General features: G+C 61.6%; 11 protein-coding genes and 1 tRNA gene. 6 read left to right on the top strand and 6 right to left on the bottom strand.

Translation table 11 applies throughout. The features are described 5' to 3' along the window. Positions 1 to 12: 12 nt before the first annotated feature. Positions 13 to 747 carry a GIY-YIG nuclease family protein gene (locus tag IG616_RS05485; RefSeq protein ID WP_192147120.1) on the top strand — a complete coding sequence of 245 codons (735 nt, stop codon included), beginning with the start codon at positions 13 to 15 and terminating at the stop codon, positions 745 to 747. Between the two features lie 9 nt (positions 748 to 756). On the opposite strand, the gene IG616_RS05480 is transcribed toward IG616_RS05485, so the two are convergent. Both IG616_RS05480 and IG616_RS05475 read right to left on the bottom strand, forming a co-directional pair. Continuing rightward, positions 757 to 1,104, bottom strand: a complete 348-nt coding sequence (locus IG616_RS05480; protein ID WP_192147119.1) for a trypco2 family protein — start codon at positions 1,102 to 1,104, stop codon at positions 757 to 759. Positions 1,105 to 1,254: 150 nt separating this feature from the next. Continuing rightward, positions 1,255 to 1,328 (bottom strand) — tRNA-Gln (locus tag IG616_RS05475). Between the two features lie 935 nt (positions 1,329 to 2,263). Here IG616_RS05475 and IG616_RS05470 point away from each other — a divergent pair. Together IG616_RS05470 and IG616_RS05465 are read left to right on the top strand one after the other, a co-directional pair. Next, a complete protein-coding gene (locus tag IG616_RS05470) occupies positions 2,264 to 4,006 on the top strand; it encodes a Ppx/GppA phosphatase family protein (RefSeq protein ID WP_192147249.1) in 1,743 nt (580 codons plus the stop codon). Beyond that, complete coding sequence (locus IG616_RS05465) at positions 4,003 to 4,725, top strand: RlmE family RNA methyltransferase (RefSeq protein WP_192147118.1); 723 nt, start codon at positions 4,003 to 4,005, stop codon at positions 4,723 to 4,725. Before IG616_RS05470 ends, IG616_RS05465 begins: the two co-directional genes overlap by 4 nt. A gap of 234 nt (positions 4,726 to 4,959) precedes the next feature. On the opposite strand, the gene IG616_RS05460 is transcribed toward IG616_RS05465, so the two are convergent. Then, on the bottom strand, positions 4,960 to 6,390 hold the full coding sequence (locus tag IG616_RS05460; RefSeq protein ID WP_246476119.1) for an MFS transporter: 1,431 nt from the start codon (positions 6,388 to 6,390) through the stop codon (positions 4,960 to 4,962). A gap of 285 nt (positions 6,391 to 6,675) precedes the next feature. Between IG616_RS05460 and guaB the strand changes: the two genes are divergently transcribed. Together guaB and IG616_RS05450 are read left to right on the top strand one after the other, a co-directional pair. Further along, positions 6,676 to 8,178, top strand: coding sequence for an IMP dehydrogenase (guaB, locus tag IG616_RS05455; protein WP_192147117.1), 1,503 nt, complete (start codon positions 6,676 to 6,678; stop codon positions 8,176 to 8,178). A 53-nt stretch (positions 8,179 to 8,231) separates the two neighbouring features. Continuing rightward, on the top strand, positions 8,232 to 9,524 hold the full coding sequence (locus IG616_RS05450) for an RsmB/NOP family class I SAM-dependent RNA methyltransferase (RefSeq protein ID WP_192147116.1): 1,293 nt from the start codon (positions 8,232 to 8,234) through the stop codon (positions 9,522 to 9,524). A gap of 138 nt (positions 9,525 to 9,662) precedes the next feature. Here the strand turns inward: IG616_RS05450 and IG616_RS05445 are convergent, their stop codons facing one another. Further along, positions 9,663 to 10,898: a tetratricopeptide repeat protein gene (locus IG616_RS05445; protein ID WP_192147115.1), complete on the bottom strand. Its 1,236-nt coding sequence runs from the start codon at positions 10,896 to 10,898 to the stop codon at positions 9,663 to 9,665. A 371-nt stretch (positions 10,899 to 11,269) separates the two neighbouring features. Between IG616_RS05445 and guaA the strand changes: the two genes are divergently transcribed. Continuing rightward, positions 11,270 to 12,841, top strand: a complete 1,572-nt coding sequence (gene guaA, locus IG616_RS05440) for a glutamine-hydrolyzing GMP synthase (RefSeq protein WP_192147114.1) — start codon at positions 11,270 to 11,272, stop codon at positions 12,839 to 12,841. Positions 12,842 to 13,035: 194 nt separating this feature from the next. Here guaA and IG616_RS05435 read toward each other — a convergent pair whose 3' ends face one another. Both IG616_RS05435 and IG616_RS05430 read right to left on the bottom strand, forming a co-directional pair. Next, positions 13,036 to 15,453 carry a YbcC family protein gene (locus IG616_RS05435; protein WP_192147113.1) on the bottom strand — a complete coding sequence of 806 codons (2,418 nt, stop codon included), beginning with the start codon at positions 15,451 to 15,453 and terminating at the stop codon, positions 13,036 to 13,038. A gap of 24 nt (positions 15,454 to 15,477) precedes the next feature. Beyond that, positions 15,478 to 17,049 (bottom strand): proton-conducting transporter transmembrane domain-containing protein, encoded by a 1,572-nt coding sequence (locus IG616_RS05430; RefSeq protein WP_209007297.1) that lies wholly within the window; start codon positions 17,047 to 17,049, stop codon positions 15,478 to 15,480. Positions 17,050 to 17,063: the final 14 nt, after the last annotated feature.

Raw genomic sequence — 17,063 nt, 5'->3', positions numbered from 1 at the left:
AGAGGCCGCGCAATGGGGCAGGACGAATACAAACAAGAGATAATTCGCAAGATCCGGGATATTGCCAGTAGGAACGATGGTCGCGCACCCGGGCGCGAGAAATTTCAGTCTGAGACTGGGATTAGGCCACATGAATGGCGTGGCAAGATTTGGAGAACGTGGAGTGATGCCATTGTTGAGGCGGGCTTAGAGCCCAATGATCTTCAATCCGCCTATTCCGACAAAGATCTTTTGCGCTTCGTTTTTGAAGTTGCGTCAGACCTAAAGCGCTTTCCATCCTACGCTGACCTCGATTTTGAAGCCCGCCGAAGAGCGAATGCGCCGACTATGAAGACGATTCAGGCACGCTGGAAGATGGTTGACTTAGCAAACGCGCTTGTCGGGTATGCGGAAAGTCTTCGTGCCGAAGACGTAGCGTCGCTTGCTAAGGGATACGTCCCACCGCGTCGAGCGGAAGCATCCAATGACGATGTTTCAACATCTGATCCGCTCGGCTATGTATATATGCAGCGTCACGGCTTAGACTATAAAATCGGCTTAACCAACTCCCTCAACAGGCGTGGGCGACAAATACAGATTGAGCTTCCGCAGGAGATTGAGCTTGTGCATTCAATCTTGACCGATGATCCGGCGGGTATAGAAGCTTACTGGCATAAGAGGTTTGCCGCGAAGCGAACGCGGGGCGAGTGGTTCAAATTGTCGAAGGCAGAAGTGGCCGCGTTTAAAAGATGGTCGAAGATTTGGTGACGTGCCGATCTAGCTGACGCGGATCAACTTCTTGGCATCGGTGACTTCAGTAAATGGCCAAGAGACGCCTAGAGTGAATTCAACCCTGCTGACATTTGATGCCTCGGATTCCCGCTCACCATTCGCACCGATCTTTACCGACCAGACCTCTATTCCCGCTTCGCCGCCGCCCTTGGTTTTCGTTCCAGCGGAAATGGCTATGTCGAACTTAATTGTATCGATCTCCATTTCGTCAGGATTGACCACCTTTGGGTTCACGTATCCGATCTTTTCAGCCTTCTGCCGGTCCACAATTGTCTCTTGCACGGCGTCCATTACGTCGTTTAGCGCGGCCTTTACAAACGATTTTAGGTCCACAGAATCACCCTCCATTTTGCTAGAGGGTGAGACACAAAAAAGGTCATGGCAATAAAGGCTACAAGCTCCATGTGGAGCATCCACATAGTTGTAACACATGCGATTTTTCAAAACCGCCTAACTCATTGATTTTATTTTAAAAATAAGGTGTGGCTGGGGAACCTGGATTCGAACCAGGACTAACGGAGTCAGAGTCCGTGGGTCTACCGTTAACCTATTCCCCAATAGGAAACGCCGGAGCGTTCGGTGGATCTTGTTTTGGCGGAAGGCCTTAGAAAACAAATATGATCCGTCGCGCCGACGCTGTGTGCCCCGGCGTTGAGAGGGGGTATACATCCAAGTCGGCTCAGGATGCAACAGGGCATGTGAAATTTTCTTGGCGGTTTTTAACAGCATATGTGAAATCCGCTGCAAGAGATTGAGACGTCTCTGGTTTTTCCAGTTTTCGGGCTTCTCCTGAGCGCAGCACGTGGCAGCCCATAGCCGCTGAGGGGCGGGGGACCAGCCTGAGGTTACTGGGTGGGCCAAACCGGAATCAGCCTGCCAACGCGCCGGACGGGGGAGGCAACTTCTCAAATGACCGGTTCGCGGGGTGGTTGGGGCTGCGAACTGCTAAAGTCCCCTTTGCGAGGCAGTTTTGAGAAGCGCAAAACTGCATGGACTACGCAATGGCCTTTCAATCGCTGGGCCTTGGGTCCGGTCTCTTTAGCCGGTCTTCATGCGGAAGGCGGAGTTCCTGTCCCAAGGGTGCTATCCCTTTGCGGGGCAACCTGTTACACTTTCGTCAACGATAAGTTTGAGCGCTGGAGCGGGCTGAAACAGCCGCTCCCGGGCGCCGAAAGGTTGAAGAGTGACAGAATCAGGTCAGGAACCGCCCGGAGCCGGGCGCGGATCCGCTGAACTGTCCGCAAGGGGTCTGTCCGTAAAGGGCAAGGCCTCTTCCAAGCGCCGCCGCCGGAAGCAGCGCGGCAGCCAGACGCCCGGAACCCGTCAGGGATCCGGACCGGAAACCGGCCAGACGCCCGAAATCCGTCCCACAAAGGCGGAATCCGGCGTTTCAAAGGGCCGGGACACCGGGACAGGGCAGGAGAGCGGACGGATTGGCGCAAGTGAAGCTGACGGACGGTCTGGTGGACCGTCTGGCCAAGTGTCTGGTGGACTGTCTTGCGGGCCAGCGCAGGTGCCTGCCTCCGGACCAGGGCAGGCTGCTTCCTTTCCCAAATCCAGCCGGAAGAACCGCAAACGCAGGGGCAAACGCCCTGGACAGAACCTCTCTGCCCAGAATTCCTCTGCTCAGGCAGGGGGGCAGGACAGCGGCGCCTCGTCCCAGGATCTGACGCCCGCCGGTCAACAGGCTGCTTCGGGCACGGTTGCCGGGGAGGGCCGCTCCAAGCCGAAGCGCCGCGGCGGACGGCTTGGCGCGAAGGCTGCCCTTGCCCGCAAAGGTGCGCGTAGGGCGGACCATGCTGGTGGCGCGCGGCCGGGTCTGCAGCTGGAAACGGCAGCGCCGGAGAGTCCTGCCGAGACGATGGTCGGAGGCGCCGGGGCCGAAAGCCTCGATGAGGCAAGATCAGGTGGACGCCGCAGAGGCCGCCGCCGCAGGATGGACTCTGCACGCACTGCTGATATCCGGCACCGGGACACCAGTGGGGTGTCTGGAGGTGTGTCTGGCGGGGCGGCAGATGCGCAGACGGCAGGCGGCCGCAACGGTGCGTCTGCACAGGCTGCTGACACGCTTGGTTCGGGGAAGAATTCAGTCCACACGGTCGAGACCAGCCACCGGCAGGAGATCCGCCGCGACGGGGGAGGTTTCCCCGTCCGCCCGAGCGAAGGAGTGCCTTATCCGGGGCCGCGTGTGCTTTCTTCGCGCTCAGGTCCGCTTTATGCAGCGCTCGACCTTGGCACCAACAACTGCCGCCTGCTGATTGCCCGTCCGGAAGAACGCGGCTTCCGGGTGGTGGACGCCTATTCCCGCATCGTCCGGCTCGGCGAAGGGGTTGGGGCTAGCCGCCGCCTCGGCGAACCGGCAATGGAACGCGCCATCGAGGCGCTGGCCAATTGTCACCGCAAGCTGCTGGAGCGCGGCGTCGAGCGGTCCCGGCTGATTGCCACGGAAGCCTGCCGTGCGGCCGAAAACGGCGATGAGTTCATTGCCCGGGTAAAGTCGGAGACTGGTCTGGCGCTGGAAGTGGTCAACCGGGAGACGGAAGCCCGTCTCGCGGTTGCCGGCTGCGTGTCACTGGTGGACCAGGACGCCGAAGGGGTGATCCTGTTCGACATCGGCGGCGGCTCTTCGGAAATCGTCTGGCTGGATCTCAGGAACCGCTGCGGCGCGCGGGGCTTTGCCCTGACGCGCTTCATCCGGGCCTGGACTTCCCTGCCGGTGGGCGTGGTCAATCTGGCCGAGCGCCATGGCGGGGTGGATGTCACCCACGGCGTGTTCGAGGCGATGGTGGCCGATGTCGCCTCCCATCTTCAAAACTTCGATCTTGGCAACGAGTTGACGGCGGCCATTGCAGGCGGCGGCGTCCATATGTTGGGCACGTCCGGCACGGTCACGACCCTTGCGGGCGTTCATTTGGGGCTCAAGCGCTATGACAGGCGCAGGGTCGATGGAGCCTGGCTTGAGAATGATCAGGTCAGCGCCATGATTGATCACTTGCGCGAAATGCCTTACGACCAGCGGGTCGAGAACCCCTGTATCGGCGCAGACCGTGCCGATCTCGTGCTCGCCGGCTGCGCAATATTGGAAGCAATCCGCCGCCGCTGGAGCTGTTCGCGCCTCAGGGTCGCGGACCGGGGGCTCCGCGAAGGTATTCTGACGGAACTGATGGCCGCTGATGGTGTCTGGTCGAGACGGACCGGCCCGCGCAGGCCCAGCCGCCAAAGAGGCAGAAAATGAGCCGTTCAAGCAAAGGGTCCGGTGACCGCGGGCTTCACGTCAAGGTGAAGACCGCCGCAAGGCGCCGGGAATCCTCCACCCGCTGGCTGGAGCGCCAGCTCAACGATCCCTATGTCCGCCGGGCAAAGCAGGAGGGGTTCCGCTCGCGCGCGGCCTTCAAGCTGATCGAGATCGACGACAAGCATAAACTCCTGAAGCCGGGGTACCGGGTGGTGGACCTTGGAGCGGCTCCCGGCGGCTGGTGCCAGATAGCCGTCGACCGGGTGAAGTCCAAGCCGGAAGCGCCGAAGGTGGTGGGGATCGACTATCTGGAAATGGATCACATTCCGGGTGTCACCTTTCTGCAGAAGGATTTTCTGGATGATGATGCGCCGGATGCGCTGGTCGAAGCCCTCGGCGGCAAGCCAGACGTAGTGCTGTCTGATATGGCCGCGCCCACAACCGGTCACCGCCAGACGGATCACCTGAGGACGACGCACCTGTTTGAAGTTGCCATCTACTTCGCGCAGCAGAACCTTGTTCCTGGCGGATCGTTTCTGGCCAAGGTGTTCCGCGGTGGCACGGAAAACGCTCTGCTCAACGAGCTGAAGCGGGATTTCAAGACCGTGGCGCATATCAAGCCGCCGGCGAGCCGCAAGGAAAGTCCGGAGCTCTACGTGATCGCCAAGGGCTTCCGCGGCCGTCCGGAAGACCGGATGGGAGATGACGAGGAAGAGTGACCTTCCTTCTTAGGAGGCCAAAAGCCTGAGTTTTATGATAAACCTAAGGCTTCAGGATTATCTCTCCGCGCCGTACCGGCCTTGAGCCGGGACCTGTCTGAAAACCCTATTTCCTTAAATAGAATAGATAGAAGAAAGATCCCGGATCTTCGCTTCGCTACGTCCGGGAAAGCGCGGTGGTGGGGTTTATCAGCAGTCTGAGGCGCGTTCCGGCTGAAACCGGATCGCGCCTTTTCATGTTCTCGGATCAGACGGCGGGCGGGCTTCGCCACCTGCTGTGGCCGCATGTCCGGAAACCGCATCCCCTGCTTTCGGGTCGAGGCTCCCAAATGACAGCACCGACAGCAGCATGATCCCAGCGACTAGCAGGAAGGCCATGTCATAGGCCGAGCTGGTTTCTCCCGGTGTCCCGATCAGCCCAGGCAGGAACTGCAAGGACAGGGCGGCGATCGTGACCCCCATGGACAGGGACAGCTGCTGCGCCATGGCGGAAAAGCCCGTCGCCCGGCTCATCTGCCGCTCATCAAGATCCGCGAAGCCGAGCGCGTTCAGGGCGGTGAATTGCAGCGAGCGGAAGAAGCCGCCGGTGAAGAGGATGAAGATCATCAGGAAAGCTGGCGTGGCGCTGTTGAAGGCTGCGCAGACGGCAATCGAACAGGAGGCCAGTACTGCATTCCAGATAAGTACGGTGCGGAACCCCAGCCGGGACAAGGCGCGGGGGGCTGCAAACTTCATCGCAAGAGCACCTGCTGCCGCGGCAAAAGTGATGCCACCGGAGGCCAGGGCTGACTTCCCGAAGGCTTCCTGCAGCATGAGCGGCAGCAAGAAGGGAATGGCGCCGATGCCGATCCGGAACAGAGAGCCGCCGATGATCGAAACCCGGAAGGTCGGCACTTTCAGTAGCCGTATATCAATGATCGGTGCGGGGTGCCTCAGGGCGTGGCGGATATAGAAACCGGTGACCGCAAGGCCAAGGGCGATCAGGATATAGCCATAGGGACCCATATCCCTGGCGTGAGGGGTAAGTTCCAGACCGAAGAGAATGCCCGCAATGCCCGCGGCCGACAGTACGAATCCGGTCTTGTCGAATCGTGGCACGTCGTCTGCCTTGATGTTCTCGAAATAGATCGTCGACATGATGATGCCGAGAATTCCGATGGGCACGTTGATCCAGAAGATCCACGGCCAACTGGCATAGGTGACCAGAAAGCCGCCAAGCGGTGGGCCGACGACAGGGCCAATGAGAGCGGGAACGGAAACCCAGGTCATGGCCTGTACCAGGGAGGATTTGGGCACGGCGCGCAGCAGGGCGAGACGCGCCACCGGCAGCATCATGGCTCCGCCTATTCCTTGCAGGAACCGCATGCCGACAAGCCAGGGCAGGGAGGTGGACGCGCCGCAGCCGATCGATGCGCCAATGAAAACGGTGATGGCGAGACGGAACACGGTGCGGGTTCCGAACCGGTCGGCAAGCCAGCCGCTCATGGGCATGAAGACGGCAAGCGCGATCAGGTAGGAGGTCAGGGCCAGATGGAGCCGGACGGGATCCATGCTGAAGGAGCGGCCAATGGAGGGGAGTGCCGTGCTGAGGACTGTTGAGTCCAGGTTCTGCATGAAAAGGGCACAGGCAACGATGAGAGCAATCAGGCGCTGGCGGGAGGTCAAGGAGGCGAATCCAATTAAGAATTCTTCCTTTATAGCTCGAAATTGGCCGCCGGACGGGCAAGGTTGCACTTATTTGATTATTTCACCCGGAAAGAGAGTGCCCAGTTGGGCCAGGCGGTCTTTCCACCGCAGGCATCATGAATTTGCTGCGCATGGGGTTTCCATACTGTCACCTGCATGTTATTGACCCGCGCCAACTTCTCCGGCACAGCCGAAACGACTCGTTGGATGCAAGGGGCTTCCCTTTGCGTCCCGCTCCAGCATTCTTTTTAAGGGGAATTGGCAATGGCTTCATTCTATGTTCCGTCCACCGGCCACGAAGCGCTGACCTTCGATGACGTCCTGCTGATCCCCGGTCACTCCGAGGTTATGCCGGGGCAGACCGACCTGCGCACGCGGGTGACGAAGTCTCTCGAACTCAACATTCCAATCCTCTCCTCCGCCATGGACACGGTCACGGAAGGCCGTCTTGCCATCGCCATGGCTCAGGCCGGCGGCATCGGCGTCATTCACCGCAATCTCAGCCTGGATCAGCAGGCCGAGGAAGTGCGCAAGGTGAAGAAGTTCGAATCCGGCATGGTGGTCAATCCGCTGGTCATCGGACCGGACGCGACGCTGAAGGATGCGCTGGATCTCATGGAGCGCTTCGGCATTTCCGGCGTCCCGGTTGTTGAGAACGGTGGTGCAGGCGGGCAGATCACGGGCCGTCTGGTCGGCATTCTGACCAACCGCGACGTGCGCTTTGCCACCAACCCGGAGCAGCGCGTCTATGAACTGATGACCCGTGAAGGTCTGGTCACCGTGACTGACAACGTCAGCCAGGATGAAGCCAAGCGCCTTCTGCACCATCACCGCATTGAAAAGCTGCTGGTCGTCGACAAGGACCAGAACTGCATTGGCCTGATCACCGTCAAGGATATGGAAAAGGCCAAGCTGAACCCGAATGCGTCAAAAGACAGCCAGGGCCGCCTTCTTGCCGCAGCTGCTACCAGCGTAGGCGACGAAGGCTTCGAGCGCGCCGTGCGCCTGATTGACGCCGGTGTTGATCTCGTCGTCGTCGATACCGCTCATGGCCACTCTGCCCGCGTTCTTGAAATGGTGAGCAAGGTCAAGAACCTGTCCAATTCCGTTCAAGTGCTGGCGGGCAACGTCGCCACGCCGGAAGCAACCAAAGCCCTGATCGATGCGGGCGCGGATGCGGTCAAGGTTGGCATCGGGCCGGGCTCCATCTGCACCACCCGTATCGTTGCCGGTGTCGGCGTTCCACAGCTGACCGCGATCATGGAATCTGCCAATGAGGCCGCAAAGCACGGCATTCCGGTGATTGCCGACGGTGGCATCAAGTATTCCGGCGATTTGGCCAAGGCCATCGCTGGCGGAGCCTCCGCCGTCATGATCGGCTCGCTTCTGGCCGGTACGGAAGAAAGCCCGGGCGAAGTCTATCTGCACCAGGGCCGGTCCTATAAGTCCTACCGCGGCATGGGCTCCGTTGGAGCTATGGCACGCGGCTCGGCCGACCGTTACTTCCAGGCGGAAGTGCGTGACACGCTGAAGCTGGTTCCGGAAGGCATTGAAGGTCAGGTTCCCTACAAGGGCCAGCTTTCCAGCGTTCTGCATCAGCTGGCAGGTGGCCTGCGCGCCGCAATGGGCTATGTTGGTGGCAAGACCATCGAGGACTTCCAGGAGAAGGCCCGCTTTGTCCGGATTTCCGGCGCAGGTCTGCGCGAAAGCCACGCACATGACGTGACGATCACGCGGGAAAGCCCGAACTATCCGACCAATCTGTAATCGACACATAAAGGGGGCCTGCCGCAAGCGGCTGGCCCGCCAGGAGTATACCCATGAGGGATGGTGGCCGCCTGTCCGCTGCAATTGAAGTACTGAGTGAGGTGGAAACTCGTCACCGGCCCGTCCAGCTCGCGCTGCGCGACTGGGGCACATCCCACCGTTTCGCAGGATCCGGTGACCGCACGGTCATCGGCAATCTTGTCTATGACGCTCTGCGGTACCGCCAGTCTCTGGCTTGGCGCATGGGCTCCGACGAGCCGCGGGTCCTCGTTCTGGCAACCTATGTCCTGACCTGGGAACAGGGTCTGGACCGGCTCAAGACCGTTCTGGCCGAAGACCACCATGCCCCGGAGCCCTTGAGCGAAACTGAAGAACAGCGTCTGACCGCAGCACCTGATGGTGCGCCGGAAGCTCAGGACGCGGCGGATGTTCCTGCCTGGCTCTGGCCGTCCTTTACGGAAATCTTCGGGGATGCTGCCGAGGCCGAGGGCAGGGCGCTTGCGACCCGAGCCCCCATCGACATGCGCGTCAACACGCTGAAGTCGAACCGCGACAAGCTGCTGAAGCGTCTTGCGCACGCGGGCGCAGAAGCCACTGCGATTGCTGCAACGGGTCTGCGGATCGCGCCCAAGGCCGGGTCTGCCCGCATGCCCCATGTTCAGGCGGAAGAAGGCTATCAGAAGGGCTGGTTCGAGCTTCAGGACGAAGCCAGCCAGATTGTTTCCCTGCTGGCTGGCGCCAAAGCGGGCGAGCAGGTTCTGGATCTTTGCGCTGGCGGCGGCGGCAAGACCCTTGCCCTGGCCGCTTCCATGGAAAACAAGGGCCAGATCTACGCCTATGACGCTGACCGTCTGCGGCTTGCACCGATCCATGACCGGTTGAAGCGGGCTGGCGCCCATAATGTTCAGGTCCGCGACCCGGCCAGCTCCAAGCTGGACGATCTCAAGGACGGCATGGACCTCGTCTTCATCGATGCACCATGCACCGGAACCGGTGTCTGGCGCCGCCGTCCGGATTCCAAGTGGAAGCTGACGGAAAAGGCGCTGGCGGACCGCATTGAGGATCAGGCCCGCGTGCTGGAGACCGCTGCCACCTATGTGAAGCCCGGCGGACGGCTGGCCTATGTCACCTGTTCCGTTCTGCCTCAGGAAAACAGCGGCCAGATCAAGGCGTTCCTTGAGCGGCATCCGGAGTTCTCCGTCCGCCCGGCGCTGGGGCTCTGGCAGGGGCTGTTCGGCACGGACAAGGATCCGGTCCATGCGGGTGAGCTGGGTGACCTGTTGCTGACGCCGGCAACGACCGGCACGGACGGCTTCTATTTCGCGCTACTTGAGCGGGCGGCCTGATCTGTCATCAAGGAATGATGGCGGAGCGGATTTCCTGCTCCGTCACAGATTTTACTCAACGCTATCCTGGCCTTGAGCCGGGACCTGTCTAAAAATACTTGTTTTCAATCCAACGGCCCGGCCAAAGACTCCGCCGTCTCAACCAGCCGTGCGATCCCCGGGAGAGGCGAACAGATCGATCTGTTCCATCTCTTCGCCGCTCGTACCGCTCTCCGGCTCGCTTTCATGCGCCGGTTCTGACATCTCAGCCTGAGGCTCAGCCTCGAAAGCTGGCTCCGGCTGCTCTTCTGCCGCTTCATGTGCGCTTGAGAAAGGCGGCTTGGCCGGCTCAATGCCTTTTTTGAGGTTCTCTGCCGCAGCCGAAAGCTCGGCGGCTGTCTGAAGGGCCTTCTGCTGCTCTGCGGCCAGACAGGCCTCGTCCACACGGTCGAGCAAGGCATCATCCATCGGGGTCTTGCGGGCGATGTTGGTCAGAACGGCCCGTGCGACCAGCATCTGGCCAAGGGCGGCGAGCGCCGAGCCGAGCGCATTGCCGGCCTCAGGGTTCTGCGGCGACACGCGGACCGCCTGGCGGGCATGAAGCAGCGCATCAATGCCGTTGCCCATCTTCCGGCAAACCGTGCTGAGACGCACGAGGGTCTCCAGCCGGTGGCCCGGATCGACTTCGATCGCCTTCATCAAGGCGTCATGGGCCTCCTCGAAGGCACCTTGATGCTGCAGGGCATCGGACAGGATGCGCAAGGGAGCGCCCGCTGAAGGCTGAAGCTCATGAGCCCGCCGCGCCAGGTCCAGCGCTTCGTCAAACCGCTTCCGCCGGATGCAGAGCTCGGCAAGCGTGATCAAGGCCGGTTGATAGGACGGGTCGATGCTGACGGCCTTGCGCAGGGCGGCTACCGCGTTGGACGCCTGTGCGTCGGTGGAAACAATCTGGCCATAGAGGGTCAGAACCGGTGCGCTGTCCGGCAGAAGCGCCATCAGCCGCATGGCCGGATCAAGAGCTGCCGCCCGCTTGCCCTGTTCCAGACGGACCGTCGCCAGCCCATACAGCGCATTGTGGTTTTCCGGTGAGGCGGCCAGTACCTCAATGAAGTTGGTTTCCGCATTGGCATGGTCGCCGAGGAGAAACTGGCAATTGCCGAGATTCGCACGGGCCGCTGTGTTGTCCGGCTCGACGAACACGACCCGGCGCAGCTGCGAGGCCGCTTCCTCCAGATGCCCGGCCCGGAGCAGGGCCGTTGCCGCCCGGTAGGCGATTTCCATGTCATCAGGAGCCAGTTCAAGCGCAGTCAGATAAGCATTGAGCGCGCTTCCGCTGTCTCCCTGCCGGTCAAAGTCGAGGGCCTCGTCAAAGGCCTTCCGGGCCGGTGTGGTCATCACAATTTCCCTGTGGAGGTCTCCCTCCGGGCCAATCCTGATGCCGGAGGCAGCCTTGGGCCGCCGTCTGGCATGTCACAAGTCTTCGGGGCGCAGGCTGCCCTTCATGAGGGCGGCTCGCCGCCGCTGCCCCCTAAGGGCCGGATCCGGTTTCCGTCAAAGACGCGCAGCAAACCGAATCTCAGAATAGTTTACACGCGCGATTGCGGTCATCCGATGGCGGATTTGCTGAGGTTCTGCCGGTTTGGACAAAAGCCCGCCCCAAGCCATGCTGGCACAGAGAGGCACAAAACGCGCCCCATAAAAAACTGCCACCCACAACATCATTTTGACCTTCATTTTAGACCGCGAAGACGTTAGAAGCTTGGCCCATGACACAGCATGACCGCCTCCTCATCATCGACTTCGGTTCCCAGGTAACGCAGCTGATCGCGCGGCGCCTGCGTGAACTCAACGTCTACTGTGAAATCCATCCCTACCAGAACGTGACGGACGCCTTCCTGGCAGAGTTCGCGCCAAAGGCCGTGATTTTCTCCGGCGGGCCCGATTCGGTCGTGCGCGAAGGCTCTCCGCGCCCGCCCCAGTCGGTCTACACGCTCGGTGTGCCGATCCTGGGCATCTGCTACGGCCAGCAGGTCATGATGCAGGATCTGGGTGGCAAGGTCGATGGCGGCAAGATTTCCGGCGGTGGCGGTACTGCCGAGTTCGGCCGCGCCTTCGTCACGCCGGCGGGCGAGCCGCTGCCCATCCTGAACGGCTGGTTCAGCGGAGGCCGCGAGCAGGTTTGGATGAGCCACGGCGATCATGTCAGCAAGATCGCCCCCGGCTTCGAGGTCTTCGGCGTTTCGCCGAATGCGCCCTATGCCATCACCGCCGATGTGTCGCGCGGCTTTTACGCGGTGCAGTTCCATCCCGAAGTGCACCACACGCCCAACGGCAAGAAGATCTACGAGAATTTCGTCAAGCTTGCGGGCTTCAAGGGCGACTGGACCATGGGCGCCTACCGCGCGGAGGCCATCGCCAAGATCCGCGAACAGGTCGGGGACAAGAAGGTCATCTGCGGTCTTTCCGGCGGTGTCGACAGCTCGGTTGCCGCTGTGTTGATCCACGAAGCCATTGGCGACCAGCTGACCTGTGTGTTCGTGGATCATGGCCTGCTGCGCCAGAACGAGGCGCAGGAAGTGGTCACCATGTTCCGCGACCATTACAATATTCCGCTCATCCATGCGGATGAGAGCGAATTGTTCCTGGGCGCCCTGGAAGGCGAAAGCGATCCGGAAACCAAGCGCAAGACCATCGGTAAGCTTTTCATCGACGTGTTCCAGAAATACGCCAATGAAATTGAAGGCGCCGAGTTCCTGGCCCAGGGCACGCTCTATCCGGATGTGATCGAGAGTGTTTCCTTCTCCGGCGGCCCGTCAGTGACCATCAAGTCGCACCATAATGTCGGCGGCCTGCCGGAAAAGATGGGTCTCAAGCTAGTCGAGCCGCTGCGCGAGCTCTTCAAGGATGAAGTCCGGGCTCTCGGCCACGAACTGGGCCTTCCGGCGAGCTTCATCGGCCGTCATCCGTTCCCCGGACCTGGCCTCGCCATCCGTTGCCCGGGTGAGATTACCCGCGCCAAGCTGGACATTCTGCGCAAGGCCGATGCGGTCTATATCGACCAGATCCGCAAGCATGGTCTCTATGACGAGATCTGGCAGGCCTTCGTCGCGATCCTGCCTGTGCGCACTGTCGGCGTCATGGGCGATGGCCGCACCTACGACTATGCCTGCGCGCTGCGGGCTGTGACCTCGGTCGACGGCATGACCGCAGATTACTATCCCTTCAGCCATGAGTTCCTCGGTGAAACCGCAACGCGGATCATCAACGAGGTCGAAGGCATCAACCGCGTCACCTACGACATCACCTCGAAGCCTCCGGGAACCATTGAGTGGGAGTGATCCCGCCTTGGTCTGCCTGTGCTGACCGGAATGCAGAGTGCCGCCTGGGACCAGGTCCCGGCGGCATTTTTGTTATCGGCTTTCGGTCAAGCCCTTGCTCTGTCAGGAGGCAGGTTTGTGAGCCGGTCTTCCGGAAAAGGGCTCGGGATTCAGGCATGGCGTCCGGGGACATCCGCCCCGGGAGCCGGAAGGGGTCACAGCAAAACCTCTTCCTGAATGGTCTGCTCCTTATACTCCCATTCCAGATCACCCGAATACCGCCAGGCCATCCGGCCTTGTTCATCAAGGGCGAAGAGGTGGAGCCAGCGGTTGTCGAACAACTGCCTGACCTCCGGATGACGCTCCAGAACGCCGGTGATGGCCTCGCGCGGGGCTTCGATCAGCACCGACAGCCGCAAAGGCTCATGCATCAGCCGTTCCCCGTCATGAACCGACTGCCAGGGCAAACCGGCCCGAAGAAGACCGCCGTTGCCTTCGACAACGCCAAATCCGCCGGTCACATTGTGCAGCAACTTGTTCCCAGCCCCGAAGATACCGGGTGCAACGGCCGAGCCGTAATATTGCAGACTGATCCAGCTCGCGACCACGACAGGCGCGGTGAGAATGAGTTCCAGCACGCCGAAGCCTTCATCCCGCTGCCAGTCATAGTCATGCAGGAAAGCCCGGCCGGAGAGGTTCTTGCCTGCGGTGCGGAACCTCGGAGCTGCAACGAAGGTCTGGCACCCGGCGAGCGCCCATTCTGGCCGCAGCTCCGCCCAGTCGCGCGCCCGGTGCAGGACATCCTGCCCCCGGGCGGCCCGGGGCAAACGCGCCGACCGTTCGGCCCGCGTCAGACCGCCAGCTGTCCGGAGCCAGTTTTGCGCCTGAGCCAGGTCTTCCGCGTGCTCTGAAGAGGGATGGTCCGCATCGTAGATAGTGACGGTGTCCGTCACTGTGTCATGCAAGGCCCCCAGGAAGAGCGTGTCTTCCGGGATCACAATCCCTAGAGCCGCAAGACCGGAGCGAACCTCGCTGTCGTTCAGCAATGAAGCCAGCAAACGGGCATTCACGTCTCCGGCATAGCCGCCGCAAGCCCCGCATTGGAGGGCACTGGCATGCGGGTTGTTGACGACACCTGCACCATGCCCTGCCAGAAGAACGAGCCGGGAGAAGCCGCTCGTCAGCGACATCGCCCTCAGCACTTTCCCGGCCATGGCGACACGTGTTTCGGGACTGAGCGCGGTGGCCGGGCGGGGCGCAGGATCACTCTTCACCGGTTTTCCTGTCTGGCCCAAGGCTCCGCGCACAAGCTTTGCGGCATAGAAGGGACCGGTGGCCTCGACGAAGGCGAAGGAGGATATGGCCGCCAGCTTGAACCGTCCCCAGGCGCGTTTTGCCCGCGCGTTAATCCTGGCGGAGAGGTCCGCTTCCCGGGTTTCGGGATCAGTCTCGCCCGAACAGGTGAACACACCGGGGGACAGCAGCACGGGAAGCCGGGCCTCGACCACATCGGAGGCAAAGCGCCGGTGGCCAATGCCAAGACCGAAGAAACCTGCAAATCCAAGCGTTTTGATGCCTGGGTCAAGGCTCTCCAGCGCCCGCCGGAACACCTCGGAGCGTACATCTATACAGAAGGCCATCTGCAGCGCGGGACGGCTGGTATCCGGCGGAGTGAGGGAGCCAGCGAAGAGCGCAGCAAGCTTCCGCTGGGCGGCACGTTCTGCTGCTTCCTGAAGGATCGCGTCGATGGCGTCGTCACTATCCGGCACGAGTGGCTCTGCATAGGCGGACGCTGAGGCGGGCCATTTCATCCCAATCGTCTCGCAGTATTGATCGAGCAAAGCCGCGTCCCAGGTCAGACGGACGGCGAGAAGGCCTGTGATGTCCTTGTCGGTCTTTCCCGTGAGTTCTGCCTGCCAGAGCTTGTAGCGGGCGGCCTGTGCCCAGCCGCCAAGGCTGGTGAGCAGCCGGTGGAAATAACCCTCAAGAGCCGCTTCTGTCAGTCCTAGGCGAGCGACGCTTGCAGCAAGAGCTGCCTCCACTGTCTCCGGGGCATCGGCAACAGTCCGGGCAAACCCCTTGAGACCGGAGATTTCAGGCGTCAGATCGTGGATCGCGAATGCTCTCCAGGTTTCATAAGCGCAGCGAGCCTTGGGATTGGCCCATAATGCCTGTCCCTGATCGAAATATGCGGCGGCCCAATGGCTGATCCGTTCGGCGGTAAAAGCGGGCCAGTCGATCCCTGATGCTTCTTTTGCAAGATCTGCAACGGTCGGCAGAGCGGATGGCTGAGGCGCCTCTAAGAGGGCTGCGGCCTTAAGCTCCGCGAGCGATCCGGGCCGCGACGAGGCCGGGGCCGCTGTCAGCGCTTCCGTCAGATCCATGTCGGTAATTTCCCCGGACCGGAGCCGCTCTGCGAACCAGGACCGGGGCATGGTCAGCCGTACCCCGGCTGCACGTTTGAGCCGGGCCGCTGCTGCAGCCAGCGGTTCTCCCGTCTGTCCGAGGAAGGGATTGACCGCGACGCTCGAAGCGAGCGGCCAAAGCGGCGGAATGGCACGTGCTGCGCGGTTCGCTGCCTCCAGGATGAGGTCAGGCGGCAGCAGCGGCGCTTTGGAAATGGTCATCAGCATCTGCATTTTCCTTAGTCTTTCTCATCACGAGGGCTTGCGGACGACCCAGCCGCCGAGCACGCGATCGAACAGGGTGTTCGCATAAAGGCCGTTTGAGAGGTGAACACGCAGGCCGGCAGCCGCTGGGTGGGAGGCCCACAGCGGGAACAGGGCCTGTGCGATGGCAACCAGACCGAAGCTGAGAACCGCAAGGCCCATGAGCGTCCATTCCAGGCGCCCCGGTGCGGGAGGTTGTGGCAAGACGCCTGCGGTCAGCCATTCCGCCGCAGTTTGAAGCGCGAAGTATCCGGCTGCGGCGAGGCAGGAGTAGAGAGCCGTTTTCCGGGTGAGGGGGCGCGGTGCGGCATCGGCCAGCCCCTGAGCCAGGAGATACGCAACACCGAAGATCAGGATTGCGCCAAGAGCCAGAGCTTGCGGGGATTTGTGCTCGAACCCGAACAACAGCCCGAACACTGCCCCGATCGTGGCATAGATTGCCAGCGCTATCAGGAAGGCCTTTCCGACAGCCGGTCCGTCTGGCACGGCGACCGGCCCGGGGCGGCGTGTTCCCGCAACCTGTTCAACCGCGCCGCCGGATGCCAGGAAAGCATGGGCCTTGTAGAGTGAGTGGGCGATGATGTGGAGCAGTGCGAGTGGAAACAGGGCAAGACCGCATTGCAGGATCATGAAGCCCATCTGAGCAACCGTTGACCAGGCAAGGGAGGTTTTGACCGCCGGTTGGGTCAGCATCACCAGGGCCCCGAACAGGGCCGTGAACCCGCCGATCATCGCGAGCAGGGCCAGAATGCCTGGAGCCAGCAGCATCACGTCTGCAAAGCGGATCAGCAAAAAACCACCTGCGTTGATGACCCCCGCATGGAGCAGAGCTGAGACCGGTGTGGGTGCTTCCATCACCTCTGTCAGCCACCCATGGGTCGGAAACTGTGCGGATTTCAGCAAGGCCGCGAGGGCGAAGAGGGCTGCTGCGGCGACGATTGTCCAAGAGGCATCACCGCTGCGGGCAAGCGCGTTTATTCCGGCAATGTCGGTGGTTCCGGCCCACAGGGCCGCAAGAGCGGCTGCCGAAGTCAGTGCGGTTGCTCCAACGACAGAGAACAGCTGCTTCTTGCGCGCCGCGCGCTGTGCGGCCATCCGCTGCGGATAGAACAGGAGGAGGTGATGAAGGGCAACGCTTGCAGAGAACCAGGCGGCAGCCAGCTGCACCAGATTTCCGGCCTGAACGAAAAGCAGCACTGCGGCGAGAGCTGAACAGAGCCAGCCGGTGAAGGCTCCCTGACGGTCTTCTCCGTCTAAGTAAGTCCGGCTGTAGCGCACCACGATCCAGCCCGTGAAGGCGACCAGAAGCAGCATTGCCACGCTGACTGCGTCGAGCCGGGCGGACAGGCCAACACCGGCCCAGCCGATCAAGGCACTGGTGCCAGCGCCAAACAGAACCAGAAGGACAAGTGAGGCGATGGCAACGAGCAGCGATCCGAGAGCAGCCCCTTCCGCGAGGATCAGGACGGCGCGCGGTCTGCGTCCGGGCCGGGCAAAACAGATCGAGGCTGCGAGAAGCAGAAGGAGGGGCGCCGCAAGAGGGGCGTAGTAAGGCAGCAAGGCAATTCTCCAGC

The organism is Roseibium litorale, assembly GCF_014842915.1.
In the GTDB taxonomy this organism is placed as follows: domain Bacteria; phylum Pseudomonadota; class Alphaproteobacteria; order Rhizobiales; family Stappiaceae; genus Roseibium; species Roseibium litorale.
Note: the sequence above shows the minus strand (reverse complement) of the source record. Positions and strands in the feature narration are given on the sequence as shown.